The organism is Streptomyces parvus (assembly GCF_032121415.1).
In the GTDB taxonomy this organism is placed as follows: domain Bacteria; phylum Actinomycetota; class Actinomycetes; order Streptomycetales; family Streptomycetaceae; genus Streptomyces; species Streptomyces globisporus_A.
This window is the reverse complement of record NZ_CP135079.1, coordinates 3,835,441-3,860,095: the sequence shown is the minus strand read 5'-3', so window position 1 is coordinate 3,860,095 and position 24,655 is coordinate 3,835,441. Positions and strand designations below refer to the sequence as shown.

Here is a 24,655-nt window from a genome sequence, read left to right as displayed (position 1 = left end):
GCGAGCTGACCGGCCGGTCCGGGACGCTCCGCCCCCGCTCCCCACCGGGCCGGTCCGCCCCCGCAGCGCGGGCGGACCGGCCCCGCCCCCGTGACTCCCCGCCCCCGATCCCGAAGGGCCGCACCGTGTCCCTCACCGCCACCGCGAAGGCCGGGCCCCGCAGCCCCGCCGGAACCGGGCCCGGCCCCGACGACGGCCGGGCCGCCGCGCTCCGGCGCACCTGGCGCAAGGCCTCCCCTTACGCCTACATCGCCCCGTTCTTCACGCTCTTCCTGGCCTTCGGCCTCTTCCCGCTCCTCTACACCGCGTTCGTCTCGCTCTACCGGGTCGAGCTCCAGACGAGCGGCGAGATGGAGTGGCGGGGCATCGCCAACTACACGGCGCTGTTCACCGACGAGTACTTCTGGACCTCGCTGCGCAACACGTTCACGATCGGCGTGCTGTCCACGGTCCCGCAGCTCGCGATGGCGCTGGGCCTCGCGCACCTGCTCAACTACAAGCTGCGCGGCCGGACCTTCATCCGGACCGCGATCCTGCTCCCGTACGCGACCTCCGTGGCCGCGGCCACGCTCGTCTTCGCGCAGCTCTTCGGCAAGGACTTCGGGCTGATCAACTACGTGATCGGGCTGGTCGGCTTCGACCCGGTGGACTGGCAGACCGGCACGGTGGCGTCGCAGATCGCGGTGTCGTCGATCGTCATCTGGCGGTGGACCGGCTACAACGCGCTGATCTATCTGGCGGGCATGCAGTCGATCCCGCACGAGCTGTACGAGGCGGCGGAGATGGACGGGGCGTCACGCTGGCGCCAGTTCGTCCACGTCACCCTGCCCGGCCTGCGTCCCACGATCGTCTTCACCGTCATCATCTCGACGATCGGCGCGACACAGCTCTTCGGTGAACCGCTGCTGTTCGAGGGGTCGATCTCGGGCGGTATCTCGCACCAGTACCAGACCCTCGGCCTGTACATGTACGAGCAGGGCTGGGGCTTCTTCCACCTGGGCCGGGCCGCGGCCATCGCCTGGGTGATGTTCGTCCTCATCGTGGTGCTCGTCGGGGCCAACGCTCTGATCGCGCGCCGCCGCGCACGCAAGGAGGCCGGCCGATGACCGCGCTCGCCGCACCGCCGACCGCGCCCGAGAAGGGCGGCCCGTCGCAGAACCCGCCGCCGGGCAGGCGCATCGGCCGGGGAGGCGCGGGCCGCACGATGAAGGGCGGCTGGCTCTCCTACCTCATCCTCGGCTTCGCGCTGCTGATCTCGGCGTTCCCGTTCTACTGGACGATCGTCGCGGCCAGCCGGTCCAACGCGGACATGGCGAAAGTCCCGCCGAGCCTGCTGCCGGGCCCGAATCTGATCAAGAACTTCGAGCAGGTCCTCGAAGAGGCGGACATCGGCAAGGCGCTGCTGAACTCGCTGATCGTGTCGGGTTCCATCACCGTCGGCACGGTCCTGTGCTGCACGCTGGCCGGATTCGCCTTCGCCAAGCTGAAGTTCAAGGGCCGGGGCGCCCTGCTGACGCTGACGGTCGGGACGATGATGATCCCGCCGCAGCTCGGCGTGATCCCGCTCTTCATGCTGATCGCCGAACTCCAGTGGGTGAACCAGCTCCAGGCGGTGATCCTGCCGGGCCTGGTCTCGGCCTTCGGCGTCTTCTTCATGCGCCAGTACCTGGTGCAGTCGCTGCCGGACGAGCTGATCGAGGCGGCCCGGGTGGACGGCGCGTCCACCGCGCGCATCTTCTGGTCGATCGTGGTCCCGATCGCGCGGCCGGGGATGGCGGTCCTCGGGATGCTCACCTTCATGACGGCGTGGAACGACTTCTTCTGGCCGATCATCGCGCTGTCCTCGCAGGAGCCGACCGTGCAGGTCGCGCTGCGCCAGCTCGGCGGCGGGTACGTCAACGACCAGTCGGTGATCATGGCCGGCACGCTGCTCGGCACGCTGCCGGTGCTGCTGGTCTTCGGCCTGCTGGGCCGGCAGATCGTCGGCGGCATCATGCAGGGCGCGGTGAAGGGCTGACCCGAGCGCCCTCCCGTTGCCCGCTTTCCTCCCCCCTCCTCCCCTCACTCTGGAGTGTCCGTCTCATGACCGCTGTCGATGAAGCCCGCCCGGCGACCTCCCCCGGCGCCCGACCCGAGACCGGTACGGTGCTCCGCTTCCCGACCGGTTTCCGGTGGGGCACGGCCACCGCCGCCTACCAGATCGAGGGCGGGGCCGCCGAGGACGGCCGTACGCCGTCCATCTGGGACACCTTCAGCCGGACACCCGGCAAGGTGCGCAACGGCGACACCGGCGACATCGCCGCCGACCATCTGCACCGGATGCCGGACGACGTGCGCCTGATGAAGGAACTCGGCGTCACGGACTACCGGTTCTCCGTCTCCTGGCCCCGGGTCCAGCCGACCGGCCGGGGCCCGGCGGTGGAGCGCGGCCTGGACTTCTACCGCCGCCTGGTGGACGAGCTGCTGGCGGCCGGGATCAGACCGGTGGCGACGCTCTACCACTGGGACCTGCCTCAGGAGCTGGAGGACGCGGGCGGCTGGCCGGAGCGGGACACGGCGCACCGGTTCGCGGAGTACGCGGGCCTGGTGGCGGGGGCGCTGGGCGACCGGGTGTCGACGTGGACGACGCTGAACGAGCCCTGGTGCGCGGCGTTCCTCGGGTACGGCAACGGGGTCCACGCCCCGGGCCGGACCAGCGACCTGGCGGCCCTGCGCGCCGCCCACCACCTGAACCTGGCGCACGGCGCGGGCGCGAGGATCCTGCGCGAGCGCCTCCCGGAGAGCGCGGAGGTCTCCCTCACCCTGAACCTCCACGCCCTGCGCCCCCTGTCCGACACCGAGGCGGACCGGGACGCGGTGCGCCGGATCGACGCGGTGGCCAACCGGATCTTCCTGGACCCGGTGTTCCACGGCCGGCTGCCGGAGGACCTGGTGGCGGACACGGCGGCGGTGACGGACTGGTCGTTCGTGAAGGACGGCGACCTGGAGGTCACGTCGACGCCGATCGACTCGCTGGGCATCAACTACTACTCGCCCAGCGTGGTGTCGGCGGGTACGTCCCCGTCTCCGTCCCCGTGGGCGGGCGCGGAGCAGCATGTGGCGTTCACCCCGGCGGCGGGCCCGCGCACGGCGATGGACTGGCCGGTGGACGCGGACGGCCTGTACGAACTGCTGACCCGCCTGCGCGACGAACTCCCCTCCGTGCCGGTGCTGGTGACGGAGAACGGGGCGGCGTACGACGACTACGCGGACCCGGAGGGCGACGTGCACGACCCGGAGCGGGTGGCGTACCTGGACGGTCATCTGGGCGCGGTGCACCGGGCGATCGGGGACGGGGCGGACGTACGCGGCTACTTCCTGTGGTCGCTGCTGGACAACTTCGAGTGGGCGTACGGCTACAGCAAGCGGTTCGGCATCGTGCACGTGGACTTCGCGTCCCAGCGGCGGACGGTGAAGGACAGCGCGCGGTGGTACGCGGAGGTCATCGGGCGGGGCGGGCTGCTGAAGGGCTGAGGGCGCGCGGTCTCCCGGCCCCGGTCCTCCGCACACCATGCGGGGCCCGGGGCCGGGAGACGGCGAGGAGGCCGCGGTCAGATGCCGCGGGCGGTGACGCACAGGGGCTGGGTGCCCTTGATGTAACCGCTCCCGCCCCCCATGTCCTTCCAGAACACCGCGCACCACAGGTCACCGTGCGCACCGTCCTGCCACCCGGACCAGTCGTGGGTGCGGTTCTTCCACTCCCCGTCCAGGCTGTTCTTGACGGTGCCGCGCGGGCCGTACAGCTCCCAGTGGCCCATGCCCGTGCTGGTGGAGGCGCGGACGTCCATCTTCACGACGTCGGCGTTGTACAGGTCGCCCTGGAAGGTCACGCACAGGGTGTGGTTGACGAAGAGCGTGGTCGACTGGCAGCTCTGGCGGTCGGCGGCCGGGGCGGCTGACGCGGGGGCGGCGGCGAGGGACGCCAGGATGATTCCGGTGGCCGCCGCGGCGGCGGTGCGATGCCTCATGGTGGGGCTTCTCCCTTTTCGGGTGCGTACGGGGATGGCGGGTCGAGCCGATGGCCGGCTCAGAAGTAGACCGGGGCGCAGGCGGTGTCGACGAGGCCGCCTCCTTCGTAGAGGCTGGCGCAGACGCGCGAGGCGGACCGGGGCATCAGGACGGTGACGTCGAACCGGGCCTCCTCGTCGTGCCGGTTGCCGCCCCAGGAGCGGTCCCGGCTGAACATCTCCCGGTTCTGCGCGTCCAGGATGCGCACGTGGATGCGCGGGTTGCCGACGCCGAGCGTGGAGTGGAACGACCCCTGGATCGTGTCGAAGTAGGTGGGGGACTGGCCGTCCCACCGGGCACAGAGAAGCCCGAGTCCCTGCTGGATGTTGGTGCAACCGCCGTTGCCGGCGGCGCTCGCAGGAGTGCCGGACACCAGGGTGACCAGAGCGGCCCCCGCACCCGCCAGCGCGAGCCCACACCGGCTGAGCCGTGTGTTCCGGCTCCGCCGCGCCTCCCGCGTCCGGTCTGCGGTCTTCTGCATGAACATGGTGTGCCTTTCGGTAGCCGGGCCCGGCCAGGAGAAGACCTGCCGGGGTTGCGCGGTCGGGGCCGGCCGGCACGGGCAGCGCCGGGTGCGGTCGGAGCCCCGCGGTCCCCCGTATCGACCGCGGGGACGCACAGCAGACTCACAGCCCTGCGTGACCGCGCCATCCGGCACACGTGACCGGACCATGACCGTTGCGCACCAGCGCCCGTCACATGGCCCGCGTGATGAGGCGGGACGTGATCCGGCGACCTTGCGCCCTGCCGGGTGGGCATCCTGGCCTACGAGCACGGACTCGGACGGACTACTTCCAGCCGGATGAAGCTCGCCGACCGGCCGTGCGGTGGAGCGTCCCGCCCCTCCCGTCCACAGGCGCACGCCCACCGGTCGCGAAGCGCGGGAAGGGTGCGCGGCGCAGGACCGCGCCCGGCCGCCTCACCGCCCATCGAGGCGGACGCCGAGGCGGCCGGGCTGCTCAGCAGGGGTGAAGGGCGAGCCGACCCGGCCCGGAGCCCGCGGAGCGAGCTCGGCCGTGCCCTGCGCTCACGGCCGCTGCCGCCGTCCACGGACCACATCCGTGCACCGCTGCCGCGCCCCGGTACGCCACCCGCTGCAAAGTGGCGCGAATGCTCTCTCGTCGGCCGGTGCTCGACACACACCCCTTGACGCGCCACCGACCTCCATCCGATGGTCTAGACCAAGCCGCGAGGGGCGGACGACGCGTCGATCACGCGTAGCACCTCGCGCCCCGCTCCCCCACCGACACGACGTCGGCGCCCGACGCCTGACGCCCGACGCCTGACGCGGACGCCGATCAGACCAGCTTCCCCTCCCCCTACACCCCGTCCCCCCGCACCCCCTGAATGCCCGCCGAGACGCGACGCGGGCCACGCATGCACGTTTCCCCACCCCCACGGACACCTCTCGGGAGAACGCTCATGAGGATTCGCACCGCAGCGACGAGCCCGTCCACCTCCGGCGCAGCAGCTCGGCTCGCCTCTCCGGAGGATGAGATCGCCACAGCACAGCGGCCCCGCCCGACCGCCCCACCCCTCGGTCGCGCCCTGACCCGGCTGGCCGCCCACGTCGACATCCACGCCCTGGCCCTGCTGAGGGCAACGGTCGGCATCGTCTTCGTCGGCTTCGGCGTACTGAAGCTGTTCCCCTCGGCCAGCCCGGCAGAGCAGCTGGCTGTCGACGCGGCCACGAAGATGACCCTGGGCCTTGTCCCGGAGACCGTGCTGCTGCTCTCCCTCGCGGCGCTCGAAACAGCCATCGGCATCGGCCTGATCGTCGGCCGCCGCATGCTGCGCCCCGCGCTCGTCGCGTTCTTCCTGCACATGGGAGGCGTGTTCTCGACCCTCTTCCTCCTCCCGGACGCGATGTGGCAGCCCCACTCCCCCGCCCCGACCATGGAGGGGCAGTACGTCGTCAAGAACGTGGTCCTGGTGGCGGTGTGCCTGGTCGTGGCCGCGCACGAGTGGAGTCACGGGAACGGCCGCCGGAGGCCGGACGGGGCGGGCTGACGCCGCTGGAAGCATCCCCGGGGCCACCACCGACTCCTCCACCCCATTAGCCTGCGTGAAGGATCTGCCGACGGGGGCGTCCTGATGGATGGGAGAGTCCTCGCGCATGACCAAGGAACCGGCCGCCGGAACCGGCGACGAACCACTGCCCTTCGCACCGCTGCCGCCTGGCGCGCGCGGTCCGCTGGACCCGCCGCCGCTCGGAACCCCGCCCCCGGGGTTCGGACCCCGGCTCGCTATCGCGGAGGGGGTCCTCACGAAGGCGGCGGGGGTCGCCGACAAGGTATTCGACGACTTCCGCAAGCCGGCCCGGTCGGTGGACGAGCCGACCGCGAAGGCAGCGCGTGAGCTGGCCGGTTGGGAGAGCGCGGCGGCTTTGCGGACCTCGTTGAAGAACTGGCAGAACCAGTCGAAGGCCGCGGAGACGTGGCTGATCCGGATCGCGGAAAGCCTGCGCGCCTCGTCTCAGGCGTACACCTCGACGAGCCAGGCCGTCGGTCAGCAGTTCAGTGTGCTGAGGACCTACGGCTGATGCCCGCCTTCTACCGAGAACTGCTCGACACCGACCTCTCGGTGCTGGACGCCCTCGCCGATACGTGGCGGGACTCCCATACCGCTACGGAGAAGTTGCCGAAGCGAATGATGGACGAAGTCCTCAGGCCACTCCGCGACAAGGGGTACTGGGAAGGCGCGGCAGCTCCGCACGCTTGGTCGTTGATCGACGACATCGCCCGCCAGCTGACCGCCGCGAACAAGGTGGCGAAGGCGCTGTCGGGCGTTCTCGACCTCGTTCACGACCGGCTGCTCCGACGCCGCGCTCTGCGGACCGCCCCCACTGGACGAGGTCAGCCAGATGGACCTGTACGGGACGTACGCGGGCCCCCACGGATCCCGGCTCACGCTGACGAACATCGGCGGCACCACCGTCACCTTCACCGCGCGCGACTGGCCCACCGAGAACGGCGTGGGCATCCTCGCGGAGGACGCCCCGTCCTTCGACGGGGAGGGAACCTGGTCGCTGGTGAACGACCCCGGCGAGCCCGGGCTGATCCGCCTGAGCTTCGAGAACCGCGCTACCGGGTCGTCGGGTACACCACTCCAACAGCTGGAGGTCGGCAGAGGGGAGGGGGACGCGAAGCCCCTGCTGTTCGCCCAGCTCGGCGACCCGGATGTGTGCCGGGTGTACGAACTGGAGCGGTAGCGGGCACCGGGCCGGAACAACGTTGGAGTTCGTGATGTGCTCGCGTCTCGCCACCCGTCCCGCCTCCGTACGGCGGCACTTCGTCGACCGGCTGACATCCGAGGAACTCGGGGTGCTGGGCCGGATCGCCCAGAAGCTGATCGGTGAGCCCGGGCGCGACTCCCCTCGGCCGGGTGGCGGGCGTCGCCCGGAAGCGCTCCAGGGACAGGGCCATCCCCCCTCACGACGGTCACACCAGCTGGATCACATGCTTGCCCCGCACTCCACCCGCCTCCAGAGCGCGGTGCGCGGCGGCGATGCCGGCCAGCGGGTGGACCGTGTCGACGACGGGCCGCAGGTCACCGCGCTCCACGTACGCGGTCAGCTCGGCGAACAGGTCGTGCTTCGGGTTGCCGCTGAAGAAGCGGACGCGCTGCCGGCCGTGCACGGCCGAGCCCAGCAGGTAGCCGATGCTCCGGACCGGATGGTCGATGTCGAAGGCGATGGAGACCAGACGGCCTCCGGGCGCCAACCGGTTTCGCAGCAGCCGGTGTTCGGTTCCGACCGTGTCCATGATGACGTCGTAGCGATCCAGTTTCGCCAGCGGCGTGGCGCGATGGTCGAGCACCTCGTCCGCGCCCAACTCCCTGACGAAGTCGGCGTTCTTCGCGCTCACCAGGCCGGTGACGTGGGCCCCGAAAGCCTTGCCGAGCTGGACGGCGACACTGCCGACCCCGCCGGAGGCCCCCCGCACGAGGAGACGTTCGCCCGCCCGCAGTCCGGCCTTGTCACGCAGGGCGGTGAGGGACGTGGTGCCGCCGGCGGGCAGCGAGGCCGCCTCGGTCAGGGTGACGTTCCCGGGGGCGTACGCGATCTGGCGGGGCCGGACCGCGACGTACTCCGCCGCGCTGCCGAAGGAGCGTCCCAGAATGCCCCACACCCGGTCGCCGACCCGCAGCCCGGGGACCGAGGCGTCCACCTCGGCGACCTCACCGGTGAAGTCGAGCCCGGTCCGCTGCGGGAAGCGGCGGCCGGTGACCAGCCGGACCTTCCCCGCGCGCCCGTACAGCTCACCGCCGTTGACGCTCGCCGCGTGGACCCGGACGAGCACCTCGCCCGGCTTGCGGACCGGTACGGGGACCCGCCCCTCGTAGAGGACCTCGGGCGGCCCGTAGCTGTCGTGGAGCGCGGCGCGCATGTCGTTCACGGTGGAGGGGCCCTGTCTGTCGCGTCGGTACGGGACGGAGTGCCGCTCCCGCTCCGTCCACGGTAGGCGGATAAACGGATTACCCCCTCCATTTACCCTAAAGTGAGAGGCATGCCTGATCAGCCCTCTCACAACCCACCGTCCGCCACCTTGGTTCCCGGCCCCGGAGCGCTGCGGGCGGACGCCCGGGAGAACCGGGAGAGGATCCTGCGGGCCGCCCGGGAGGCGTACGCGCTGCACGGCATCGACGTACCGATCAGCGCCATCGCACGGCGGGCCGGCGTCGGCGTCGCCACCCTCTACCGCCGCTTCCCCACCCGGACCTCACTGATCACCGAAGCGTTCGTCGAGCAGCTCACCGAGTGCGCGGGCGCGCTGGACGAGGCCCTGGAGGACCCGGACCCGTGGCGCGGCTTCTGCTCGGTGTTCCGGAAGGTGTGCGCGATGCAGGCCGCCGACCGGGGGTTCACGCACGCGTTCCTGGCTCGCTTCCCGGGCGACACGGCGTACGCCGGGGAGCGCGACCGGGCGGAGGAAGGGCTCGCCCTGCTGGTCCGGCGGGCGAAGGAGGCGGGAGCGCTGCGCCCGGACTTCGACGCCTCGGACGTGGTGCTGGCCCTCCTGGCCAACAACGGCGTGGCGAACGGGGCGGGCCCGGAAGCCGCCGCGGCGTCCCGGCGACTGGTGGGCTACCTGCTGGAGTCGTTCCGGGCCGGCCCCGCCACCGGGCCGCTCCCGCCGCCTGTGGGGCTGGAGTTGGACCGGGTGGGCGGGGCCGGGTGAAAGCTCGGGGCTGGGCGGGTTCGGTCCGGTGCGGGCGAGGGCTCCCCGCCCACAGGCCCATCGGCTCGACCCCCGGCTCACGCCAGGGCCGTGACCAGCGATGCGAAGGCGGCGATGAGGACGGCCACGCGGACGTAGTGGCAGCGGTCCCAGCGGTTCATCTGCTCCTTCCAGTCCTCGGGCCGGTTCTCCGGGGCCCACGTCTTGCCCCGGTTGTTGATCGGGACGAGCAGCAGAAGCGACATGACCACGCTGAGGAGCAGGAGCGCGGCCGCGGCGACGACCAGGCCGACGCCTCGTCGCGCCGGCCGGCTATGGCCCAGACCGCGCTGAAGGCCAGCGAGCCGATGTACCAGAACGGCATCAGGGCGCCGAGCATCCGGCCTCCATGACTCCGCCCGAGCTGGGCGCTGTCGCCGGGGGGAGCGTCGAGGATCCGGTTGATGACGAAGGCGACGGAGAACTCCACCCCCACCAGCAGTCCGACGATCACGGTGGTGACCGGCTCGCCGTGCTCTGACAGGTACACCCCGGAGGGGGACCGGCCGGGGAACCGGTCCCGTCTCCTCACCCCGCCCATCTCCCCGTCAGGAACGTCAGCGCGACGAGCGTCGTCACCGGCGCCGCCACGCACAGGCACACCGTCCTGAACCACGGCCGACGCAGAGTCAGCGCCGCCAGGCCGATCCACAGCGGCCACCACAGCAGCGTCGCGCGCGGGACGGAGGTGTACCAGTACGAGGTGCCCAACGCCCACAGGCTGAGGGCCACGTACACCGCTTCCGGCCAGCGGCGTCGGCGTACCAGCAGCGCCACCAGGGCGAGACCCACCAGCATCGCCGCCAACTCCGCCTGGAACATGAACGCGTAGCCGGTCGACTGCGTGCCGCCGAACGCCCCGGTCCAGGTGTTCGCCCACGCCTCCCAGGGCGGGTGGAACGTGCGGTACCAACCGCGTTCCTGCGCGTGCTTCCAGGCCATCCAGTCGCCGGTGCGCGCGTGCAGATACCAGCTGTACGCGGCCGGGGGCAGGGCAGGCAGCAGCGTCCAGCCCGCTGCTCGCCGGCTCCACCGGACCCCGCCCGCACGTACGGACAGCAGGAACAGCAGCCCGATCGCCGCCGCGAGGAACAGGCCGGAGACCCGTACCGCGGTCCCGAGCGTGGTCAGTACGGCGGCGAGCGCCCACCGGTGCCTCATCGCCGCGAGCCAGGCGGGGAGGGCGAACGCCAGGAACAGCGCCTCCGTGTAGCCCGCCGCCAGGAACACCGCGCAGGGCGAGAGCAGGAAGAGAGCCGCCGTACGGTGGCCGGCCCCCTCCTCCGGCAGGTACGCCCGCGCGAGACGGGCCAGGGCCAGTACGGCCACGGCACCCGCGACCAACGAGATCAGCAGCCCCGCCGCCGTCCAGTCCGGCACCACCGTGTGCACGGCGCGCAGCAGGAGGGGGTAGCCGGGGAAGAACGCCTCCCGGTTGTCCCAGCCGCTCGTCCACGGCCCCGCGCCCGCCGGGAAGTAGCCGTCGCGCGCTATGTGGAGGTAGTGGTTCGCGTCCCACTGCTGAAACGGCGCCAGGACCGGGGCCGCCTCCCTCGCGCCGGACTGCGCGGGAAACAACCAGCGGGCCGAGTGGGCTGTGATCCACAGGGATATGCGGGTCAGGAGGTAGAGCCACAGGACGCCGCGATCGGCGGGGCTGAGACGGAACCCCGCCGCCCGGGGCCCGGGGGCAGCGGGTGCCGCAGGACGGACCGGAGACGGCCGCAGCCCGGGGGAGAGCGTGGACAACGCAGACACCTTTCGGGCACGCCTCGCGGGGACGTCGGGGCGCGCCGGATCGCCCGGGAAGCCGCCGGGGGACGGAAGGGAAGGGGAAGGAGGGGGGGGAAGGAAGAGAGGCGGCCGCGCGGGGGCGTCAGGGCGTCGACGCGCCCCTGTCGGTCGTCGCCGATGCCGTCGGTGGCGTCGTGCTCGTACGTGTGCCCGTGGGCGGTCCGCCCGGCTCGGTGGTCCGGCCCGACGTCCCCTCCGTCCCCGGCATCGTGGTGCTCGGCGACGGCGGCGGTGAGGGCGGCTTTGTGGGCAGGCCCTCCGACGGTGCGGGCGACGGGTAACCGGGCGACGGGCTCGTGGCGGGAGACACCGGCTCCGGCCGTACCGGCAGCAGGCCCACCGCGACCGCGCCGCCCCCGCCGACGACCAGGCACACCCCCACCGCGACCGCGGCCATCCGGCGTCGCTGCGCGCGCATGCCGCGCCGGGTGATGCTCGACGCGGTGTCCGGGTCGGTAAGGGCCTGCCCGAACTCCCCTGCCTCCCGGAACAGTGACCGCAACGGATCCTGCGGGTCCCGCGGTTCAGACATCAGGAGCCTCCTCGATGCGGGGGTCCCGCAGACGGTGGGCGAGCGCCGCCCGTCCACGGACCAGATGCGTCTTGATCGTGCTGGTGGAAAGCCCGGTCTCCCCGGCGATCTGCTCGACCGTGAGATCGCACAGGTAGTGCAGGGTCAACGTCCGCCGCTGCTGAGCGGGCAGCTCCCGCAACGCGTCGACCAGGACCACGTGGTCCGGATCCGGCGGCGCGACGTGCTCCGCCCCACCGCTCCCCCGGCCCCAGGCGTCCGCCGACCGCCGCCACAAGCGCCAACGGCTCACCGCCAGCCGCCAGGCGACGGTGCGGATCCACGCCTCGGGCTGCCCGTCCCGCTCCAGCCGCCCCCGCCGGACCCACGCCTTGACGAACGCTTCCTGCACGACGTCCTGCGCCTCCTGGAGGTCGCCGGTCATCACGTACAACTGGCCGGTGAGACGTGCGACCGCCTGGGCGTAGAACTCTTCGAACTCCTCGACGGTCAAAAGTTGCTCCCGGGTCTTTCGCTTCACCGGGTATACGCCCGCCGACGTACATCCGGTCTACATCACCGGAGAAGCGAAAGGGTGACCGTCGTCACAGCCGGTGCTCGCCCCGGCCCGGCCGCCTTCGACCGGTCGACCTCCTCGGCGAACCGGCGCCTGAGCTCCGCGCCCGGCCCCGCCGGCCCCTCTTCTCACCGCCCGTCCGCCGCCAGCTGGGTCGTCGCCAGCTCGCGGTACAGCTCGTCCCCGTCGACCAGCTCCTCGTGCGTGCCCGCCGTGCGGACCCGGCCCTCCTCCAGGACCACGATGCGGTCCGCGTGCCGGACGGTGGACAGGCGGTGCGCGATCACCAGCACCGTGGTCCGCTCGGCCAGTTCGAGGATCACATCGCGCAGCGCCTGCTCGTTGACCGCGTCCAACTGCGAGGTCACCTCGTCGAGGAGGAGCAGCCGGGGGTGGCGCAGCAGGGCCCGGGCGATGGCGATGCGCTGGCGTTCGCCGCCGGAGAGGGTGACGCCCCGGTGGCCGACCGCGGTGTCCAGGCCCTCGGGCAACCGCTCGACCAGGGCGTCCAGCCGGGTACGGGCGACCGCGGCCGCCAGCTCCTTCCCGTCTGCGTCCGGGGCCGCGAACAGGAGGTTCTCCCGCAGCGTCCCGGCCAGCACCGGCGCGTCCTGCTCCACGTACGCCAGCGAGCCGCGCAGCTCGGCCAGCGGCCAGGCGCGGATGTCCCGGCCGCCCACGGTGATCACGCCGGCCTCGTGGTCGTAGAAGCGTTCCAGCAGGCTGAACACCGTCGACTTGCCCGCCCCCGACGGGCCCACCAACGCCACCATCCCGCCGGCCGGCACGTCGAAGGTCACCCCTCGGTGGGCAGGGGCGCGCTCGTCCCCGTACCCGAAGGTCACGTCCTGGAAGGCCACCCCGAGCGGGCCGCCGCCCTTCTTCGCCAACCCGGCGCATTCCTGGGCGGGTTCACCCGGCAGTGACTCCACCTCGTCGATCCGGCGCACCGCCGCGAGCCCGCTCTGCAGGCCGGTCCAGCCCTCGACCAGACCGCCGATCGGGCCCATCAGGTAGAAAAGGTACAGCAGGAACGCGATCAGGGAGGAGATCTCCAGCGAGCCGGAGGCGACTCGCGCGCCGCCGACGCCCAGCACCGCCAGGAACGCCAGCTGGATCGACATCATCATCGTGACGTCGGAGACCGAGGACCACTTCGCCACCGACACGCCCCGGTCGTGCGCATGCCGGGCCGCCGCCGCGACGGCCGCCGTCTCCCGCTCCTCCGCCCCGCTCGCCTTGACCGTACGGAACGCCTGGAGCACCCGGTCCAGCGCCGCGCCCATCGCGCCCACGGACTCCTGCGCCCTGAGCTGCGCCCGCTGGATGCGCGGCATCAGCAGGGACGTCACGGCCCCGATGCCGACGACCACCACCAGCGTCACGCCGAGCAGCGTCAGGTCCATGTACGCCATGAGAGCGATCGTGCCGAGCAGCATCAGCACGCTGTTGAACGATTCGACGAGCCCGCTGGACAGCACCGTACGGAGCAGGGTCGTGTCGCTCGTGACCCGCGACTGGAGGTCGCCGGGCGTCAGCCGGTCCACCGCCGGGACCTTCAACCGCATGATGCGGCCCACCAGTTGGTCACGTGCGCGGAGGACGACTCCCTCCCCCGTACGGGACATGAGGTAGCTCCCGTACGCGGAGAGGCAGGCTCCCGCCAGCACGAGCGCGGTCAGCGCGACGAGCGGGGCCACGGGCGAGCGGCCCCCGGCGAACGTGTCCACCGCGTGCTTCGCCATCAGCGGCATCGCCAGCCCCGCCCCGGACCCGGCGAGCGAGAGCAGGCCCGCCCGGATCAGGACGCCCCGGTGCGGACGGACCCGGGCGAGGAGCAGCCGGAGGGGGGAGGGGCCGGGGTCAGCCGCCGGGGTGGAGCGGGACGGGCCCGGGGGTGCCGCCGAGCCGGGCGGTTCTGTGCTCTCAGGCTGTCTGCCCGGACCCTGACCCGCCTGCCCCGGCCCCGCCACCGGCCCCGCCACCGCGCTCACCCCGAACCCCCTCGCGTACCGTCACCACCATCAAAGGACGCAGATCGGCGGCCTCTGCCTGCTCCCCGACCGTACGTCCTTCCGCCAGCACCCAGGCGTGCGGGGAGAACGGCGGGGACGCCCACACCCCCGCGCACCAGTCGGGCCAGACACCGGAGAGCCGGCACGCCAGGGCGACGGCCACGGACCGGGGCAGGCAGCCGTAACGGCTCGCGCAGCGGGGGCTGCCGGCGACGACCGCCTCCAGCACCTCCAGCGTCTCGGCGTACGAGGCCGGGCGCGCGCCCCGGGAACACCGGGCCAGCACCCGGCGCAGCCGGCCGGGCTTGAGCCGGGCCAGGACGATCGCGGCGGCGATGGCGGTCCGCAGCCGCACCCCGCCCGCTCCGGCGCCACTGCGCGGCATCGTCATCTCGGTGGTCATGGGCGCACGATCTTCGCCTCGACGAGCCGGCGGGTCAGCTCCGCGACGTCCGACTCGGCCTCGGCGCGCTCGACGTCGAACTCGGCGACGATCCGGTCGACGGCGGCCCCGGGGGCGCGGCCGGCCGCGAGGGTCTCGACGACGATGACGCCGGTGTCGTTCAACTGCCAGTAGCTGCCGCTCTTCTCGTCGAGGAGGACGCCGCCGTACTCGGTGGTCGTGACGGCGATGCCTTTTCTGAGCTTCACAGGGTTGCCTCGCTGGGGGTGGTCGTGGGGGTCGGCCGGGGTGTGGGCCAGGCGTTCTCGGCCGTGCGGAGCCAGGTCTCCCCGGCCACGGTGGAGCTGATGGAGTGTTCGACCAGGACCGGTGAGAAGGGTTCGGCCGCCAGTCGGAGCAGGTGGCGGGCGTCGACCAGGCCGTGTTCGGCGAGGCGGGAGCCGGTCCACAACTCGGTCAGTTCCGCCGCGTGTTCGCGCAGGCCCTGGTGTTCGTCGGAGGCCATGTGGTCCTTCGTCGTCCGGGCCGGCAGCGCGTCGGGCACCACCCCGCGCATCGCCTCGACGAGCAGCGGCTTGTAGCGCCAGGGGCTGATGCGCTCAGGGAGGCGTACGGCGAGGGTCGCCTCCAGGACCCGGTCGTCGTAGAAGGGCGCGGCGACCGGCAGCCCGATCGTCATGCCGATGTCCTCCATCGCCTGGAAGTGCCGGGCTCCCATCCGTACGCCGTCGATGTCCGCGTGCCGTCCCCGCCACGGGTCGATCGGTTCGGCGTGCTCGGCGGCGGTCCGGAACTCCCCGGCGATCAGGGTGTTCGCGTGCTCGGTGAGCCAGGGGTGCAGGGACTGCCGTACGCCCCAGGAGAGCAGCGGGGTCCGGGCGACGGGCTGGGGTTCGGCGGTGACCGCCCCGGCGATCCAGCGGGGGAACGCCGAACGGTCCAGCAGGGCCTTCAGGGTCGGCAGGAACGGCCAGCCGAGCTGGTGGCGCAGGCCGCCGAGGTGGCTCCAGGCGGTGAACGGGTTGCCGTGGAAGAGGTCCTGGTAGGCGTGGGGCAGGCCGAGGAAGATCTCGTCGCCGCCGTAGCCGGTGAGGTGGTAGCGGGAGCCGGTGGCACGGGCGCGGCCGAGGAGCAGTTCCGCACGGGCCCGGCCGGGGGCGACGGGGAGCGGTTCGTCGTTCAACTCGGCCGCGGTGGAGGCGAGATCGGCGTAGAAGTAGGGGGCGTCGTCGGCGGGGATGACGTGGTGGTCCAGGGCGGTGTGGCCGTTCACGGCGGTCGCGGCCGTGTTCCGTGCCGCCTCGACCGCCCTGCGCGCCCAGGTCTCGTCCTCGCTGTAGCGGTCCCGGGCGGCCACCGTCAGGAGGGACAGCGACGCGGGGCCGGTCTCCCGGGCGGCGAAGGCGAGGACGGTGGAGTCCAGGCCGCCGGAGAGTTCGCAGCTGATCCGGTCCAGGCCGCCGACATGGGCCCGTACGGAGGCCGCGATGGCGTCCGCGGCCCTGCGGGCCCCCTCCGCCAGGGGCAGTTCCCCGGGCGGCGGCTCCCACCAGCGGTGCTCCGCGGGATGGGGGACGGCGGCCGTGCCCGGTACTGCGACGGGCAGGGCCAGGCCGTACCCGGCGCCGGTCTCGTGGACGCCCCGCCACACGGCGCGGCGGCTCAGGGGGTGCGGCAGGAAGTCCAGCAGCCGGAGCGCCAGCGCGCTCTCGTCCAGGGGGGCGCCGATCAGGCGGGCCAGGACGGCGGGGCGGTCGGAGGCGATGGTTCCGGCCGCGGGGTGCCGGGCGTGGTAGATGCGGCGGAGTCCGGTGGCGGTGCCCCGGATCCAGCTCTCCCCGGACAGCCGGGCGACCACGTGGTAGAGGCCGGGCAGCCGGGCGAGGCGGCGCTCCAGGCCGGTCCGGTCGCGGGCGCCTTCCAGGATCCGGGCGAGCACGGCCTCGGGGACGCGGTCCGGGCCGATGAGGACGAGGGCGTCCTCGCCTCGCGCGAGGTGGCTGACCCTGCGCACCAGCGGACGGGCGACGACCCAGGGCCGGCCCGAGGGATGGGCGACGGTCAGGGTGTCGCCCGCCTCCCGGGCGGGCCCGGTGGCTTCCGGCGCGGAGGACCGCCCGGCGGCCGCTTCCGGCACGGGAAGCTGCCCGGCCGCTGCCGCTCCCGCCGCGCTGTCCGGCAGGACGACGAAGTAGTCACGCAACTGACCGGGCATCTTCACCTTTCGGAAGTTCTCACGCGCTGCGCAGGGATCGGATCGGCGGATCAGATGATGCGCCGGGTCCAGTACTCCTTGTACGAGCCGACGAAGTAGCCGGCGGTCTTCTTCGAGAAGTCGCCCTGCTGGTGCATCGACGGCTTCACGTAAGCCTTCTTCTGCTGCTTCTGCTGCTTCATGACACCTTCCCTTCTGCGCGGTTGACGACCGTTATGCCCAAAGGGCTCTGCATAACTGGAGTTATTGGTGCGACTGGTGTTCACCCTGCGAACACCAGAGCCATCATGTCCGGCTGTTGAACCGGTACGCATGATTCCGACTTACCGTGCGAAGTTGGCCGGATAGCGCGAGCGCCGAGATCGGGGGCGGGCCGATTCGGGATACCGCGGCCCCCGGCCGGGGCAACCCTCCGACCGCCCTGTGCAGTCGCACACGACCCGGGCGGGGGCGCTCGGTGGACTGGACCAATGACTGAAGGCGCCGCCGGGCCGGGCGGTGAGCTGGCACGACGGGGAGCGGCCGTCGGCGGACCCGGCGAACCGGCGGGAACGGGCCTCGGCGCGGGCTCCACGGCCGCTCTACCCCAGGGACCGCGGGCGCGCCACCGCCCTCGGCACAGTCGCGCCGGAAAGTGCTGCCGTACGGGAGCGGCCGCGGCAAGTGGTCATTCGGCCACGCGGTCCCCGCGCGACCGACCGGCCGCACCCCCTCACGCCATCGTCCCCGGGGCCCGGGCACGGCCCCGGGGAACCCGGACACGCCACAGGGGCGGCATCCCCCGTGAAGGAGATGCCGCCCCTGTGGGACGTACGCGGAGCTTCGATCGATCGACCCGGCGTGAACCGGGAGCCGATCAGAAGTCCATGTCACCGCCCGGCATGCCGCCCGGAGCGGCCGCGCCGGCCTTCTCGGGCTTGTCGGCGATGACGGCCTCGGTGGTGAGGAACAGCGCGGCGATGGACGCGGCGTTCTGCAGGGCGGAGCGCGTGACCTTCGCCGGGTCGAGGATGCCCTCGGCGATCATGTCGACGTACTCGCCGGTCGCGGCGTTGAGGCCGTGACCGATCGGCAGGTTGCGGACCTTCTCCACGACGACGCCACCCTCCAGACCACCGTTGACGGCGATCTGCTTGAGCGGGGCCTCCAGCGCGAGCTTCACGGCGTTGGCGCCGGTCGCCTCGTCGCCCGTGAGGTCGAGCTTCTCGAAGACGGCCGAGGCCTGGAGCAGAGCCACGCCACCACCGGCGACGATGCCCTCCTCGACGGCGGCCTTGGCGTTGCGCACCGCGTCCTCGATGCGGTGCTTGCGCTCCTTGAGCTCCACCTCGGTGGCGGCGCCGGCCTTGATGACGGCCACGCCGCCGGCCAGCTTCGCGAGGCGCTCCTGGAGCTTCTCGCGGTCGTAGTCCGAGTCGGAGTTCTCGATCTCGGCTCGGATCTGGTTGACGCGGCCCTGAACCTGGTCGCTGTCACCGGCGCCGTCGACGATCGTCGTCTCGTCCTTGGTGATGACGACCTTGCGGGCGCGGCCGAGCAGGTCCAGGCCGGCGTTCTCCAGCTTGAGACCGACCTCCTCGGAGATCACGGTGCCGCCGGTGAGGATGGCGATGTCCGCGAGCATGGCCTTGCGGCGGTCGCCGAAGCCCGGAGCCTTGACGGCGACGGACTTGAACGTGCCCTTGATCTTGTTGACGACCAGGGTGGAGAGCGCCTCGCCCTCGACGTCCTCGGCGATGATCAGCAGGGGCTTGCCCGACTGCATGACCTTCTCCAGCAGCGGGATCAGGTCCTTGACGCTGCCGATCTTCGAGTTGACGATCAGGATGTACGGGTCGTCGAGCGACGCCTCCATACGCTCCATGTCGGTGGCGAAGTACGCCGAGATGTAGCCCTTGTCGAAGCGCATACCCTCGGTGAGCTCCAGCTCCAGACCGAAGGTCTGGGACTCCTCGACGGTGATGACGCCTTCCTTGCCGACCTTGTCCATCGCCTCGGCGATCTTGGCGCCGATCTCGGTGTCGGCGGCGGAGATGGAGGCGGTCGAAGCGATCTGCTCCTTGGTCTCCACGTCCTTGGCCTGCTCCAGCAGAGCGGCGGAGACGGCCTCGACGGCCTTCTCGATACCGCGCTTGAGGGCCATCGGGTTGGCGCCGGCGGCTACGTTGCGCAGACCCTCGCGGACGAGGGCCTGGGCGAGAACGGTGGCGGTGGTCGTACCGTCGCCGGCGACGTCGTCCGTCTTCTTGGCGACCTCCTTGACCAGCTCCGCACCGATCTTCTCGTACGGGTCCTCGAGCTCGATCTCCTTGGCGATGGAAACACCATCGTTGGTGATCGTGGGCGCGCCCCACTTCTTCTCGAGGACGACGTTGCGGCCCTTGGGGCCGAGGGTGACCTTGACGGCGTCGGCGAGCTGGTTCATCCCGCGCTCGAGACCGCGCCGTGCCTCCTCGTCGAACGCGATGATCTTGGCCATGTGAAGTGGTCCTCCCGGACAGGGGTGGATTTCTCCGGACCGGGAGGCGCCCGCGACGGACGGCCTGCGCGTGCGATGGTTCCTTGCCCCATCGCACCTGCGGGCCTCACCGGCCCGATCCAAGTTCTGTCACTCTCACCTGGAGAGTGCTAACGCCAATGATTAGCACTCGACCCCCGAGAGTGCAAGCGCCTTCGGCCAGTGCCCGCCATGCGGTCGAGGGGCGCGAAGCCCTGCCGGTACCGGGTCGCGGCCGCCGCCCGCACCCGGACGCGCGTAGGGCCCGATCCCCTGATCCCGGGGTCGGGCCCTACGTGCGTGAGTGGTGTCGTCGGACGACCGCGCCGAGCTCAGCCGACGGCGAGCTTGACCATGTCGGCCTGGGGCCCCTTCTGGCCCTGCGAGATCTCGAATTCAACTCGCTGACCCTCTTCGAGGGTGCGGTACCCGTCCATCTGGATCGCGCTGTAGTGGACGAAAACATCCGCACCACCGTCGACCGCGATGAAGCCGTACCCCTTCTCCGCGTTGAACCACTTGACGGTGCCCTGAGCCATGCCTAACTCCCCTATTACTGGCCCTTGCACGGGACCGCACTTCGCGGCCCCGGGTCGGAACTCACCCTCCGACAGGAGAGGGTGCGCGGCGCCGCAGCGCGTCGACCGCGGCCGAATGTATCCGCCCAACTGCCCTCTGCAACAGGTCAATCGGACGAGAATTCTGAGCCCGGAGGAACACGCGAATATGCGGGTTTGCTGAGATTTACGGGCAAGTCGGGCCAGGCAAAGGGCACTTATGCCACAAGAGGTTCACGCACTTTGGCTGCTTCTTATCGGGGCCGGGCGCATTCTCATATGCGGGCGGCACGGGCAGCGGATGGGCCTTCCCCAACTGTACCGCGCTCAACCATGCAGAATTGCCCCCTCCGCTTCTCTCGCGGAGGGGGCAACGGGGGTCACACGCAGGTGCGGTGGGGACTCACCGGGCGGTTCAGCAGCCGCCGGCCACCGCGGGGATGATCGAGACGCCGGCGCCGTCCGGGGTGGCCGCGTCCAGACCCCCCTCGAAGCGCACGTCGTCGTCGTTGACGTACACGTTCACGAAGCGGCGCAGCTTGCCCTGGTCGTCCAGGACGCGGGCGGCGATGCCCGGGTGGTCCTTCTCCAGGGACTCGATGACCTCGGAGAGCTTCGCGCCCTCCGCCGGGACCTCGGCCTGGCCGCCCGTGTACGTACGGAGGATGGTGGGGATGCGGACCTTGACGCTCATGGTGGTGCCCTTCTTCCTTCGTTGCGGGGTGGTCGTCAGGCGGTGCCGAGGCCCGCGGCGCGGAACGCGTCCAGGCTCGGCTTGATCGTGGCCGTGGCCTGGGAGGTGGCCGAGACCGCGTCGAGCGTCTTGAGGCCGTCACCGGTGTTGACGACGACGGTGGTGAGCGTCGGGTCGATGGCACCGGCCTCGATGAGCTTCTTCGTCACGCCGAGCGTCACCCCGCCCGCCGTCTCGCCGAAGATGCCCTCGGTGCGGGCCAGCAGCTTGATCGCGTCGACGACCTGCTCGTCGGTGACGTCCTCCACCGCGCCGCCGGTGCGCCGGGCGATGTCGAGGACGTAGGGGCCGTCGGCCGGGTTGCCGATGGCCAGCGACTTGGCGATGGTGTTCGGCTTCTGGGGCCGGACGACGTCGTGACCGGCCTTGAAGGCCGTGGAGACCGGGGAGCAGCCCTCGGCCTGGGCGCCGAAGATCTTGTACGGCCGGTCCTCGACCAGGCCGAGCCTGATCAGCTCCTGGAGGCCCTTGTCGATCTTCGTGAGCTGCGAGCCGGACGCGATCGGGATGACGATCTGGTCGGGCAGCCGCCAGCCGAGCTGCTCGCAGATCTCGTACGCCAGCGTCTTGGAGCCCTCGCCGTAGTACGGGCGGAGGTTGACGTTGACGAAGCCCCAGCCCTCGCCGAGCGGGTCGCCGATGAGCTCGGAGCAGAAGCGGTTGACGTCGTCGTAGTTGCCCTCGATACCGACCAGTTCACCGCCGTACACCGCGGCCATGACGACCTTGCCCTGCTCCAGGTCGTGCGGGATGAACACGCAGGAGCGCAGTCCGGCGCGGGCGGCGGCGGCGCCGACGGCTCCGGCCAGGTTGCCCGTGGAGGAGCAGGAGAGGGTGGTGAAACCGAAGGCGCGGGCGGCCTCGACGGCGATCGCGACGACGCGGTCCTTGAAGGAGTGCGTCGGGTTGCCGGAGTCGTCCTTCACGTACAGGCCGCCGGTGACGCCCAGCTCACGGGCGAGGTTGTCGGCCTTGACCAGCTTGGTGAAGCCGGGGTTCAGGTTGGGCTTGTCCGCGACGTCGGCGGGGACGGGCAGCAGCGGGGCGTAGCGCCAGATGTTGTCCGGACCGGCCTCGATGCGCTTGCGCAGCTCCTCGGGCGAGCCGGCGGGCAGGTCGTAGGCCACTTCGAGCGGCCCGAAACAGGACGCACAGGCGAAAAGGGGGCCGAGCTCGAAACGCTCGCCGCACTCGCGGCAGGAAAGCGCCGCGGCGGGACCGAGGTCCGGGGAAGCGGTGGTGGCATTACCTGCGACGGTCTGAACAGCCATGATGGCGGAGGCCCTTTCTCCTCATCTTCCTCACGACGCATTTCGCCGCAAGACGGAATTGGCACCTTCCCCACCGTGACCTCGCGGTCGGCAGGAGGGTTGCCGGGACTTCAACGGGCCGTTCCCTCAGTCCCTCTGGATGAGCTCTATGGCGCTGGATCTTCGATCCAGGCGTTTATGTGCGGTCCGACCCCGACATGCGACGGCCCTCCGCGTTGTTCAAGACTGTAACCGAAGCACCGGACCGTTGAGATAGTCGTCCGAACCGCGAGATGGATCACACACAGGGAGTGCCGACCGTGCTCGAAGAGGTGGAACGCTGGCTGACCAGGCGTTCCTGGTCGTCCGGCGACCGCCCGCCGCACCAGCTCACCGACGCCCGGGCCGCCGACCCGCGGGGCACGTCCGTGAGCGTGGTCCTGCCCGCGCTGAACGAGGAGGCCACGGTCGGCGCGATCGTGGCGACGATCCGCCGCGAGCTGATGGAGAAGGTCCGGCTCGTCGACGAACTCGTGGTGATCGACTCCGGCTCCACCGACGCCACCGCGGCCGTGGCCCGGGCGGCGGGCGCGCGCGTGGTCCACCGGGACGCGATCCTGCCCCGGATCCCGGCGCTGCCCGGCAAGGGCGAGGTGCTGTGGCGCTCGCTCCTGGTGACCAGCGGCGAGATCGTGTGCTTCGTGGACGCCGACCTCAAGGACTTCTCGGCGGACTTCGTCTCGGGGACGGTCGGCCCCCTGCTCACCGATCCCGCCGTCCAGTTCGTCAAGGCGATGTACGACCGCCCGCTCGGCGACAGCGCAGGCCAGGGCGGCCGGGTCACTGAACTGGTGGCACGCCCGCTGCTCAATCTGCACTGGCCGCAGCTGGCCGGTTTCGTGCAGCCGCTGGGCGGTGAGTACGCGGTGCGCCGGTCCCTGCTGGAGCGGCTGCCGTTCCCGGTCGGTTACGGAGTGGAGCTGGGGCTGCTCGTGGACGCGCTGCACACCGTGGGCCTGGACGCGCTGGGCCAGGTCGACGTCGGCGTGCGCAGACACCGCCACCAGGACGGGCAGGCGCTGGGCCGGATGGCGGCGGCCATCTACCGCACGGCGCAGCTGCGGCTCTCCCGGGGCCATCTGGTGCGCCCGGCGCTGACCCAGTTCGAGCGCGGCGAGGACGGCTTCGTGCCGCGCACCCATGCGGTGGACACGGAGGAGAGGCCGCCGATGCGGGAGATCGCGGAGTACGCGCGGCGCCACGCGGCGTGAGGCAGTGGGCCGCGTGACCCTCTGAGGCGTTTGGCGGCTTCCCCCACGGGCTAGGTTCCGCTACATGGTCACCGAGCATGCCGAAGCCACCGCCCCGTCCACCGCCCAGGTCCTCGTCGCGTCCAACCGCGGCCCGATCACGTACACGCTCGGCGAGGGCGGGACGCTCGACGCCAAGCGCGGCGGCGGCGGTCTCGTCTCCGGGCTGAGCGCCGTCGACGACAAACTGTGGGTCTGCGCGGCCCTCGGCGACGGGGACCGCGAGGCGGTGCGCCGCGGGGTCGGCGAGCCGGGCGTCCGGATGCTGGACATCGACGCCGAGGTGCACGCCGACGCGTACAACGGCATCGCGAACTCCGTGCTGTGGTTCGTCCACCACCTGCTCTACCAGACCCCCGTCGAGCCGGTCTTCGACACGGAGTTCCGGCGGCAGTGGGCGGCGTACGAGACGTACAACCGGGCCTTCGCGGAGGCGCTGGCGGAGGAGGCGGGGCCGGGGGCGGCGGTCCTCGTCCAGGACTACCACCTGGCCCTGGTCCCCGGCATGCTCCGCGAACTGCGGCCGGACCTGAAGATCGGCCACTTCTCGCACACTCCCTGGGCGCCCGTGGACTACTTCCGGCTGCTGCCCGACGACATCGCGGAGCAGCTGCTGCGCGGCATCCTCGGCGCGGACCGGGCCGCTTTCCTGACCCGGCGCTGGGCGGACGCGTTCATCGGCTGCTGTACGGAGATCCTCGGCGGCACGGGCCGGACCAGGATCGGGGTGCACGGGCTGGGGGCCGACGCGGACTTCCTGCGCCGGCGCTCGCACGAGGCGGACGTGGACGAGCGGATGGCGGCGCTGCGCGAGCAGGTGGGCGAGAACAGGAAGACGATCGTGCGGGTGGACCGCACCGAGCTGTCCAAGAACATCGTGCGCGGGCTGCACGCGTACCGCACGCTGCTGGAGACCCGCCCCGAGTGGCGCGAGCGCGTCGTCCACGTCGCCTTCGCCTACCCCTCCCGCCAGGACCTCGCCGTCTACCGGGACTACACCGCGGCGGTCCAGTCGCTGGCGACGGAGATCAACGGGGCGTACGGCACGGAGGGCTGGACGCCGGTCGTCCTCCACGTCAAGGACGACTTCGCCCGCTCGCTGGCCGCGTACCGGCTGGCGGACGTGGCCCTGGTCAACCCGATCCGCGACGGCATGAACCTGGTCGCCAAGGAGGTCCCCGTCGTCTCGGACCACGGCTGCGCGCTGGTGCTGTCGCGGGAGGCGGGGGCGTACGAGGAGCTGGGCGAGGACGCGATCGTGGTGAACCCGTACGACGTGACGGGCACGGCGGAGGCGCTGCACGAGGCACTGACGATGAGCGGGGACGAGCGGTCGGGACGGACGAAGCGGCTGGCGGAGGCGGCGACCGCGCTCCCGCCGCAGCGGTGGTTCCTGGACCAGTTGGAGGCGCTGCGGCAGGAGTGAGGGGCCGACCGGGGCTTTCGTGGTGTTCCGGCCCCGGGCGGCTGCGCCGGCGGCCGCCGGGGAACGGGCCGCCGGGGCCG

At 71.8% G+C, this 24,655-nt stretch carries 24 protein-coding genes, 1 pseudogene and 1 riboswitch; of the genes and pseudogenes, 9 read left to right on the top strand and 16 right to left on the bottom strand.

The window, feature by feature from the left end:
* Window positions 1-125: 125 nt before the first annotated feature.
* The 3 genes from RNL97_RS18405 to RNL97_RS18395 all read left to right on the top strand — a co-directional run bounded on the left by RNL97_RS18405 (window position 126) and on the right by RNL97_RS18395 (window position 3,513).
* Window positions 126-1,106: a carbohydrate ABC transporter permease gene (locus tag RNL97_RS18405; protein ID WP_030593531.1), complete on the top strand. Its 981-nt coding sequence runs from the start codon at window positions 126-128 to the stop codon at window positions 1,104-1,106.
* Window positions 1,103-2,017: a carbohydrate ABC transporter permease gene (locus RNL97_RS18400; protein ID WP_030593528.1), complete on the top strand. Its 915-nt coding sequence runs from the start codon at window positions 1,103-1,105 to the stop codon at window positions 2,015-2,017. The genes RNL97_RS18405 and RNL97_RS18400 overlap by 4 nt, the downstream gene beginning before the upstream one ends.
* Before the next feature lie 65 nt (window positions 2,018-2,082).
* Window positions 2,083-3,513, top strand: a complete 1,431-nt coding sequence (locus RNL97_RS18395; RefSeq protein WP_030593525.1) for a GH1 family beta-glucosidase — start codon at window positions 2,083-2,085, stop codon at window positions 3,511-3,513.
* 77 nt (window positions 3,514-3,590) lie between these two features.
* On the opposite strand, the gene RNL97_RS18390 is transcribed toward RNL97_RS18395, so the two are convergent.
* Window positions 3,591-4,007 (bottom strand): hypothetical protein, encoded by a 417-nt coding sequence (locus tag RNL97_RS18390; protein ID WP_030593522.1) that lies wholly within the window; start codon window positions 4,005-4,007, stop codon window positions 3,591-3,593.
* A gap of 59 nt (window positions 4,008-4,066) precedes the next feature.
* Window positions 4,067-4,528 carry a hypothetical protein gene (locus tag RNL97_RS18385; protein ID WP_158709200.1) on the bottom strand — a complete coding sequence of 154 codons (462 nt, stop codon included), beginning with the start codon at window positions 4,526-4,528 and terminating at the stop codon, window positions 4,067-4,069.
* A 941-nt stretch (window positions 4,529-5,469) separates the two neighbouring features.
* On the opposite strand from RNL97_RS18385, the gene RNL97_RS18380 reads away from it, so the two are divergent.
* The 3 genes from RNL97_RS18380 (at window position 5,470) to RNL97_RS18370 (ending at window position 7,258) form a co-directional block, all read left to right on the top strand.
* Window positions 5,470-6,057, top strand: a complete 588-nt coding sequence (locus RNL97_RS18380; protein ID WP_234313501.1) for a DUF417 family protein — start codon at window positions 5,470-5,472, stop codon at window positions 6,055-6,057.
* 106 nt (window positions 6,058-6,163) lie between these two features.
* Window positions 6,164-6,589, top strand: a complete 426-nt coding sequence (locus RNL97_RS18375) for a hypothetical protein (protein ID WP_243314651.1) — start codon at window positions 6,164-6,166, stop codon at window positions 6,587-6,589.
* Window positions 6,590-6,910: 321 nt separating this feature from the next.
* Window positions 6,911-7,258 carry a hypothetical protein gene (locus RNL97_RS18370; protein ID WP_243314649.1) on the top strand — a complete coding sequence of 116 codons (348 nt, stop codon included), beginning with the start codon at window positions 6,911-6,913 and terminating at the stop codon, window positions 7,256-7,258.
* 229 nt (window positions 7,259-7,487) lie between these two features.
* On the opposite strand, the gene RNL97_RS18365 is transcribed toward RNL97_RS18370, so the two are convergent.
* Window positions 7,488-8,444: an NAD(P)-dependent alcohol dehydrogenase gene (locus RNL97_RS18365; protein WP_106978463.1), complete on the bottom strand. Its 957-nt coding sequence runs from the start codon at window positions 8,442-8,444 to the stop codon at window positions 7,488-7,490.
* 111 nt (window positions 8,445-8,555) lie between these two features.
* On the opposite strand from RNL97_RS18365, the gene RNL97_RS18360 reads away from it, so the two are divergent.
* Window positions 8,556-9,227 (top strand): TetR/AcrR family transcriptional regulator, encoded by a 672-nt coding sequence (locus RNL97_RS18360; RefSeq protein ID WP_030591127.1) that lies wholly within the window; start codon window positions 8,556-8,558, stop codon window positions 9,225-9,227.
* A gap of 77 nt (window positions 9,228-9,304) precedes the next feature.
* Here RNL97_RS18360 and RNL97_RS18355 read toward each other — a convergent pair.
* The 13 genes and pseudogenes from RNL97_RS18355 to thrC form a co-directional block, all read right to left on the bottom strand.
* A pseudogene (locus RNL97_RS18355) lies at window positions 9,305-9,750 on the bottom strand (anthrone oxygenase family protein).
* A gap of 44 nt (window positions 9,751-9,794) precedes the next feature.
* The gene (locus RNL97_RS18350) at window positions 9,795-11,015 is read right to left on the bottom strand and encodes a mannosyltransferase family protein (RefSeq protein ID WP_243314647.1); all 1,221 of its coding nucleotides are present in this window, start codon (window positions 11,013-11,015) and stop codon (window positions 9,795-9,797) included.
* Window positions 11,016-11,142: 127 nt separating this feature from the next.
* Window positions 11,143-11,592, bottom strand: a complete 450-nt coding sequence (locus tag RNL97_RS18345) for a hypothetical protein (protein ID WP_078652157.1) — start codon at window positions 11,590-11,592, stop codon at window positions 11,143-11,145.
* Window positions 11,585-12,085, bottom strand: coding sequence for a SigE family RNA polymerase sigma factor (locus RNL97_RS18340; RefSeq protein WP_030591118.1), 501 nt, complete (start codon window positions 12,083-12,085; stop codon window positions 11,585-11,587). The genes RNL97_RS18345 and RNL97_RS18340 overlap by 8 nt, the downstream gene beginning before the upstream one ends.
* A 191-nt stretch (window positions 12,086-12,276) precedes the next feature.
* Entirely contained in the window at window positions 12,277-14,133 is a 1,857-nt protein-coding gene (locus RNL97_RS18335; protein WP_032766504.1) for an ABC transporter ATP-binding protein, read from the bottom strand.
* Window positions 14,075-14,566 carry a lasso peptide biosynthesis B2 protein gene (locus RNL97_RS18330; protein ID WP_243314645.1) on the bottom strand — a complete coding sequence of 164 codons (492 nt, stop codon included), beginning with the start codon at window positions 14,564-14,566 and terminating at the stop codon, window positions 14,075-14,077. Before RNL97_RS18330 ends, RNL97_RS18335 begins: the two co-directional genes overlap by 59 nt.
* Entirely contained in the window at window positions 14,563-14,814 is a 252-nt protein-coding gene (locus RNL97_RS18325; RefSeq protein WP_030591111.1) for a lasso peptide biosynthesis PqqD family chaperone, read from the bottom strand. The genes RNL97_RS18330 and RNL97_RS18325 overlap by 4 nt, the downstream gene beginning before the upstream one ends.
* Window positions 14,811-16,781: an asparagine synthase-related protein gene (locus RNL97_RS18320; RefSeq protein WP_313750957.1), complete on the bottom strand. Its 1,971-nt coding sequence runs from the start codon at window positions 16,779-16,781 to the stop codon at window positions 14,811-14,813. Before RNL97_RS18320 ends, RNL97_RS18325 begins: the two co-directional genes overlap by 4 nt.
* A 50-nt stretch (window positions 16,782-16,831) precedes the next feature.
* Complete coding sequence (locus RNL97_RS18315) at window positions 16,832-16,963, bottom strand: keywimysin-related RiPP (protein WP_106978462.1); 132 nt, start codon at window positions 16,961-16,963, stop codon at window positions 16,832-16,834.
* Window positions 16,964-17,637: 674 nt separating this feature from the next.
* The gene (gene groL, locus RNL97_RS18310; RefSeq protein WP_003967345.1) at window positions 17,638-19,260 is read right to left on the bottom strand and encodes a chaperonin GroEL; all 1,623 of its coding nucleotides are present in this window, start codon (window positions 19,258-19,260) and stop codon (window positions 17,638-17,640) included.
* 350 nt (window positions 19,261-19,610) lie between these two features.
* A complete protein-coding gene (locus tag RNL97_RS18305) occupies window positions 19,611-19,817 on the bottom strand; it encodes a cold-shock protein (protein WP_003967346.1) in 207 nt (68 codons plus the stop codon).
* A gap of 433 nt (window positions 19,818-20,250) precedes the next feature.
* Complete coding sequence (locus RNL97_RS18300; protein ID WP_003967347.1) at window positions 20,251-20,529, bottom strand: MoaD/ThiS family protein; 279 nt, start codon at window positions 20,527-20,529, stop codon at window positions 20,251-20,253.
* 35 nt (window positions 20,530-20,564) lie between these two features.
* Window positions 20,565-21,860 (bottom strand): threonine synthase, encoded by a 1,296-nt coding sequence (thrC, locus tag RNL97_RS18295; protein WP_030591102.1) that lies wholly within the window; start codon window positions 21,858-21,860, stop codon window positions 20,565-20,567.
* An 18-nt stretch (window positions 21,861-21,878) separates the two neighbouring features.
* Window positions 21,879-22,006, bottom strand: a riboswitch (SAM riboswitch).
* Window positions 22,007-22,159: 153 nt separating this feature from the next.
* Here thrC and RNL97_RS18290 point away from each other — a divergent pair.
* Window positions 22,160-23,110, top strand: a complete 951-nt coding sequence (locus RNL97_RS18290; protein ID WP_030591099.1) for a glucosyl-3-phosphoglycerate synthase — start codon at window positions 22,160-22,162, stop codon at window positions 23,108-23,110.
* Between the two features lie 64 nt (window positions 23,111-23,174).
* The gene (locus tag RNL97_RS18285; protein WP_243314642.1) at window positions 23,175-24,575 is read left to right on the top strand and encodes an alpha,alpha-trehalose-phosphate synthase (UDP-forming); all 1,401 of its coding nucleotides are present in this window, start codon (window positions 23,175-23,177) and stop codon (window positions 24,573-24,575) included.
* Window positions 24,576-24,655: the final 80 nt, after the last annotated feature.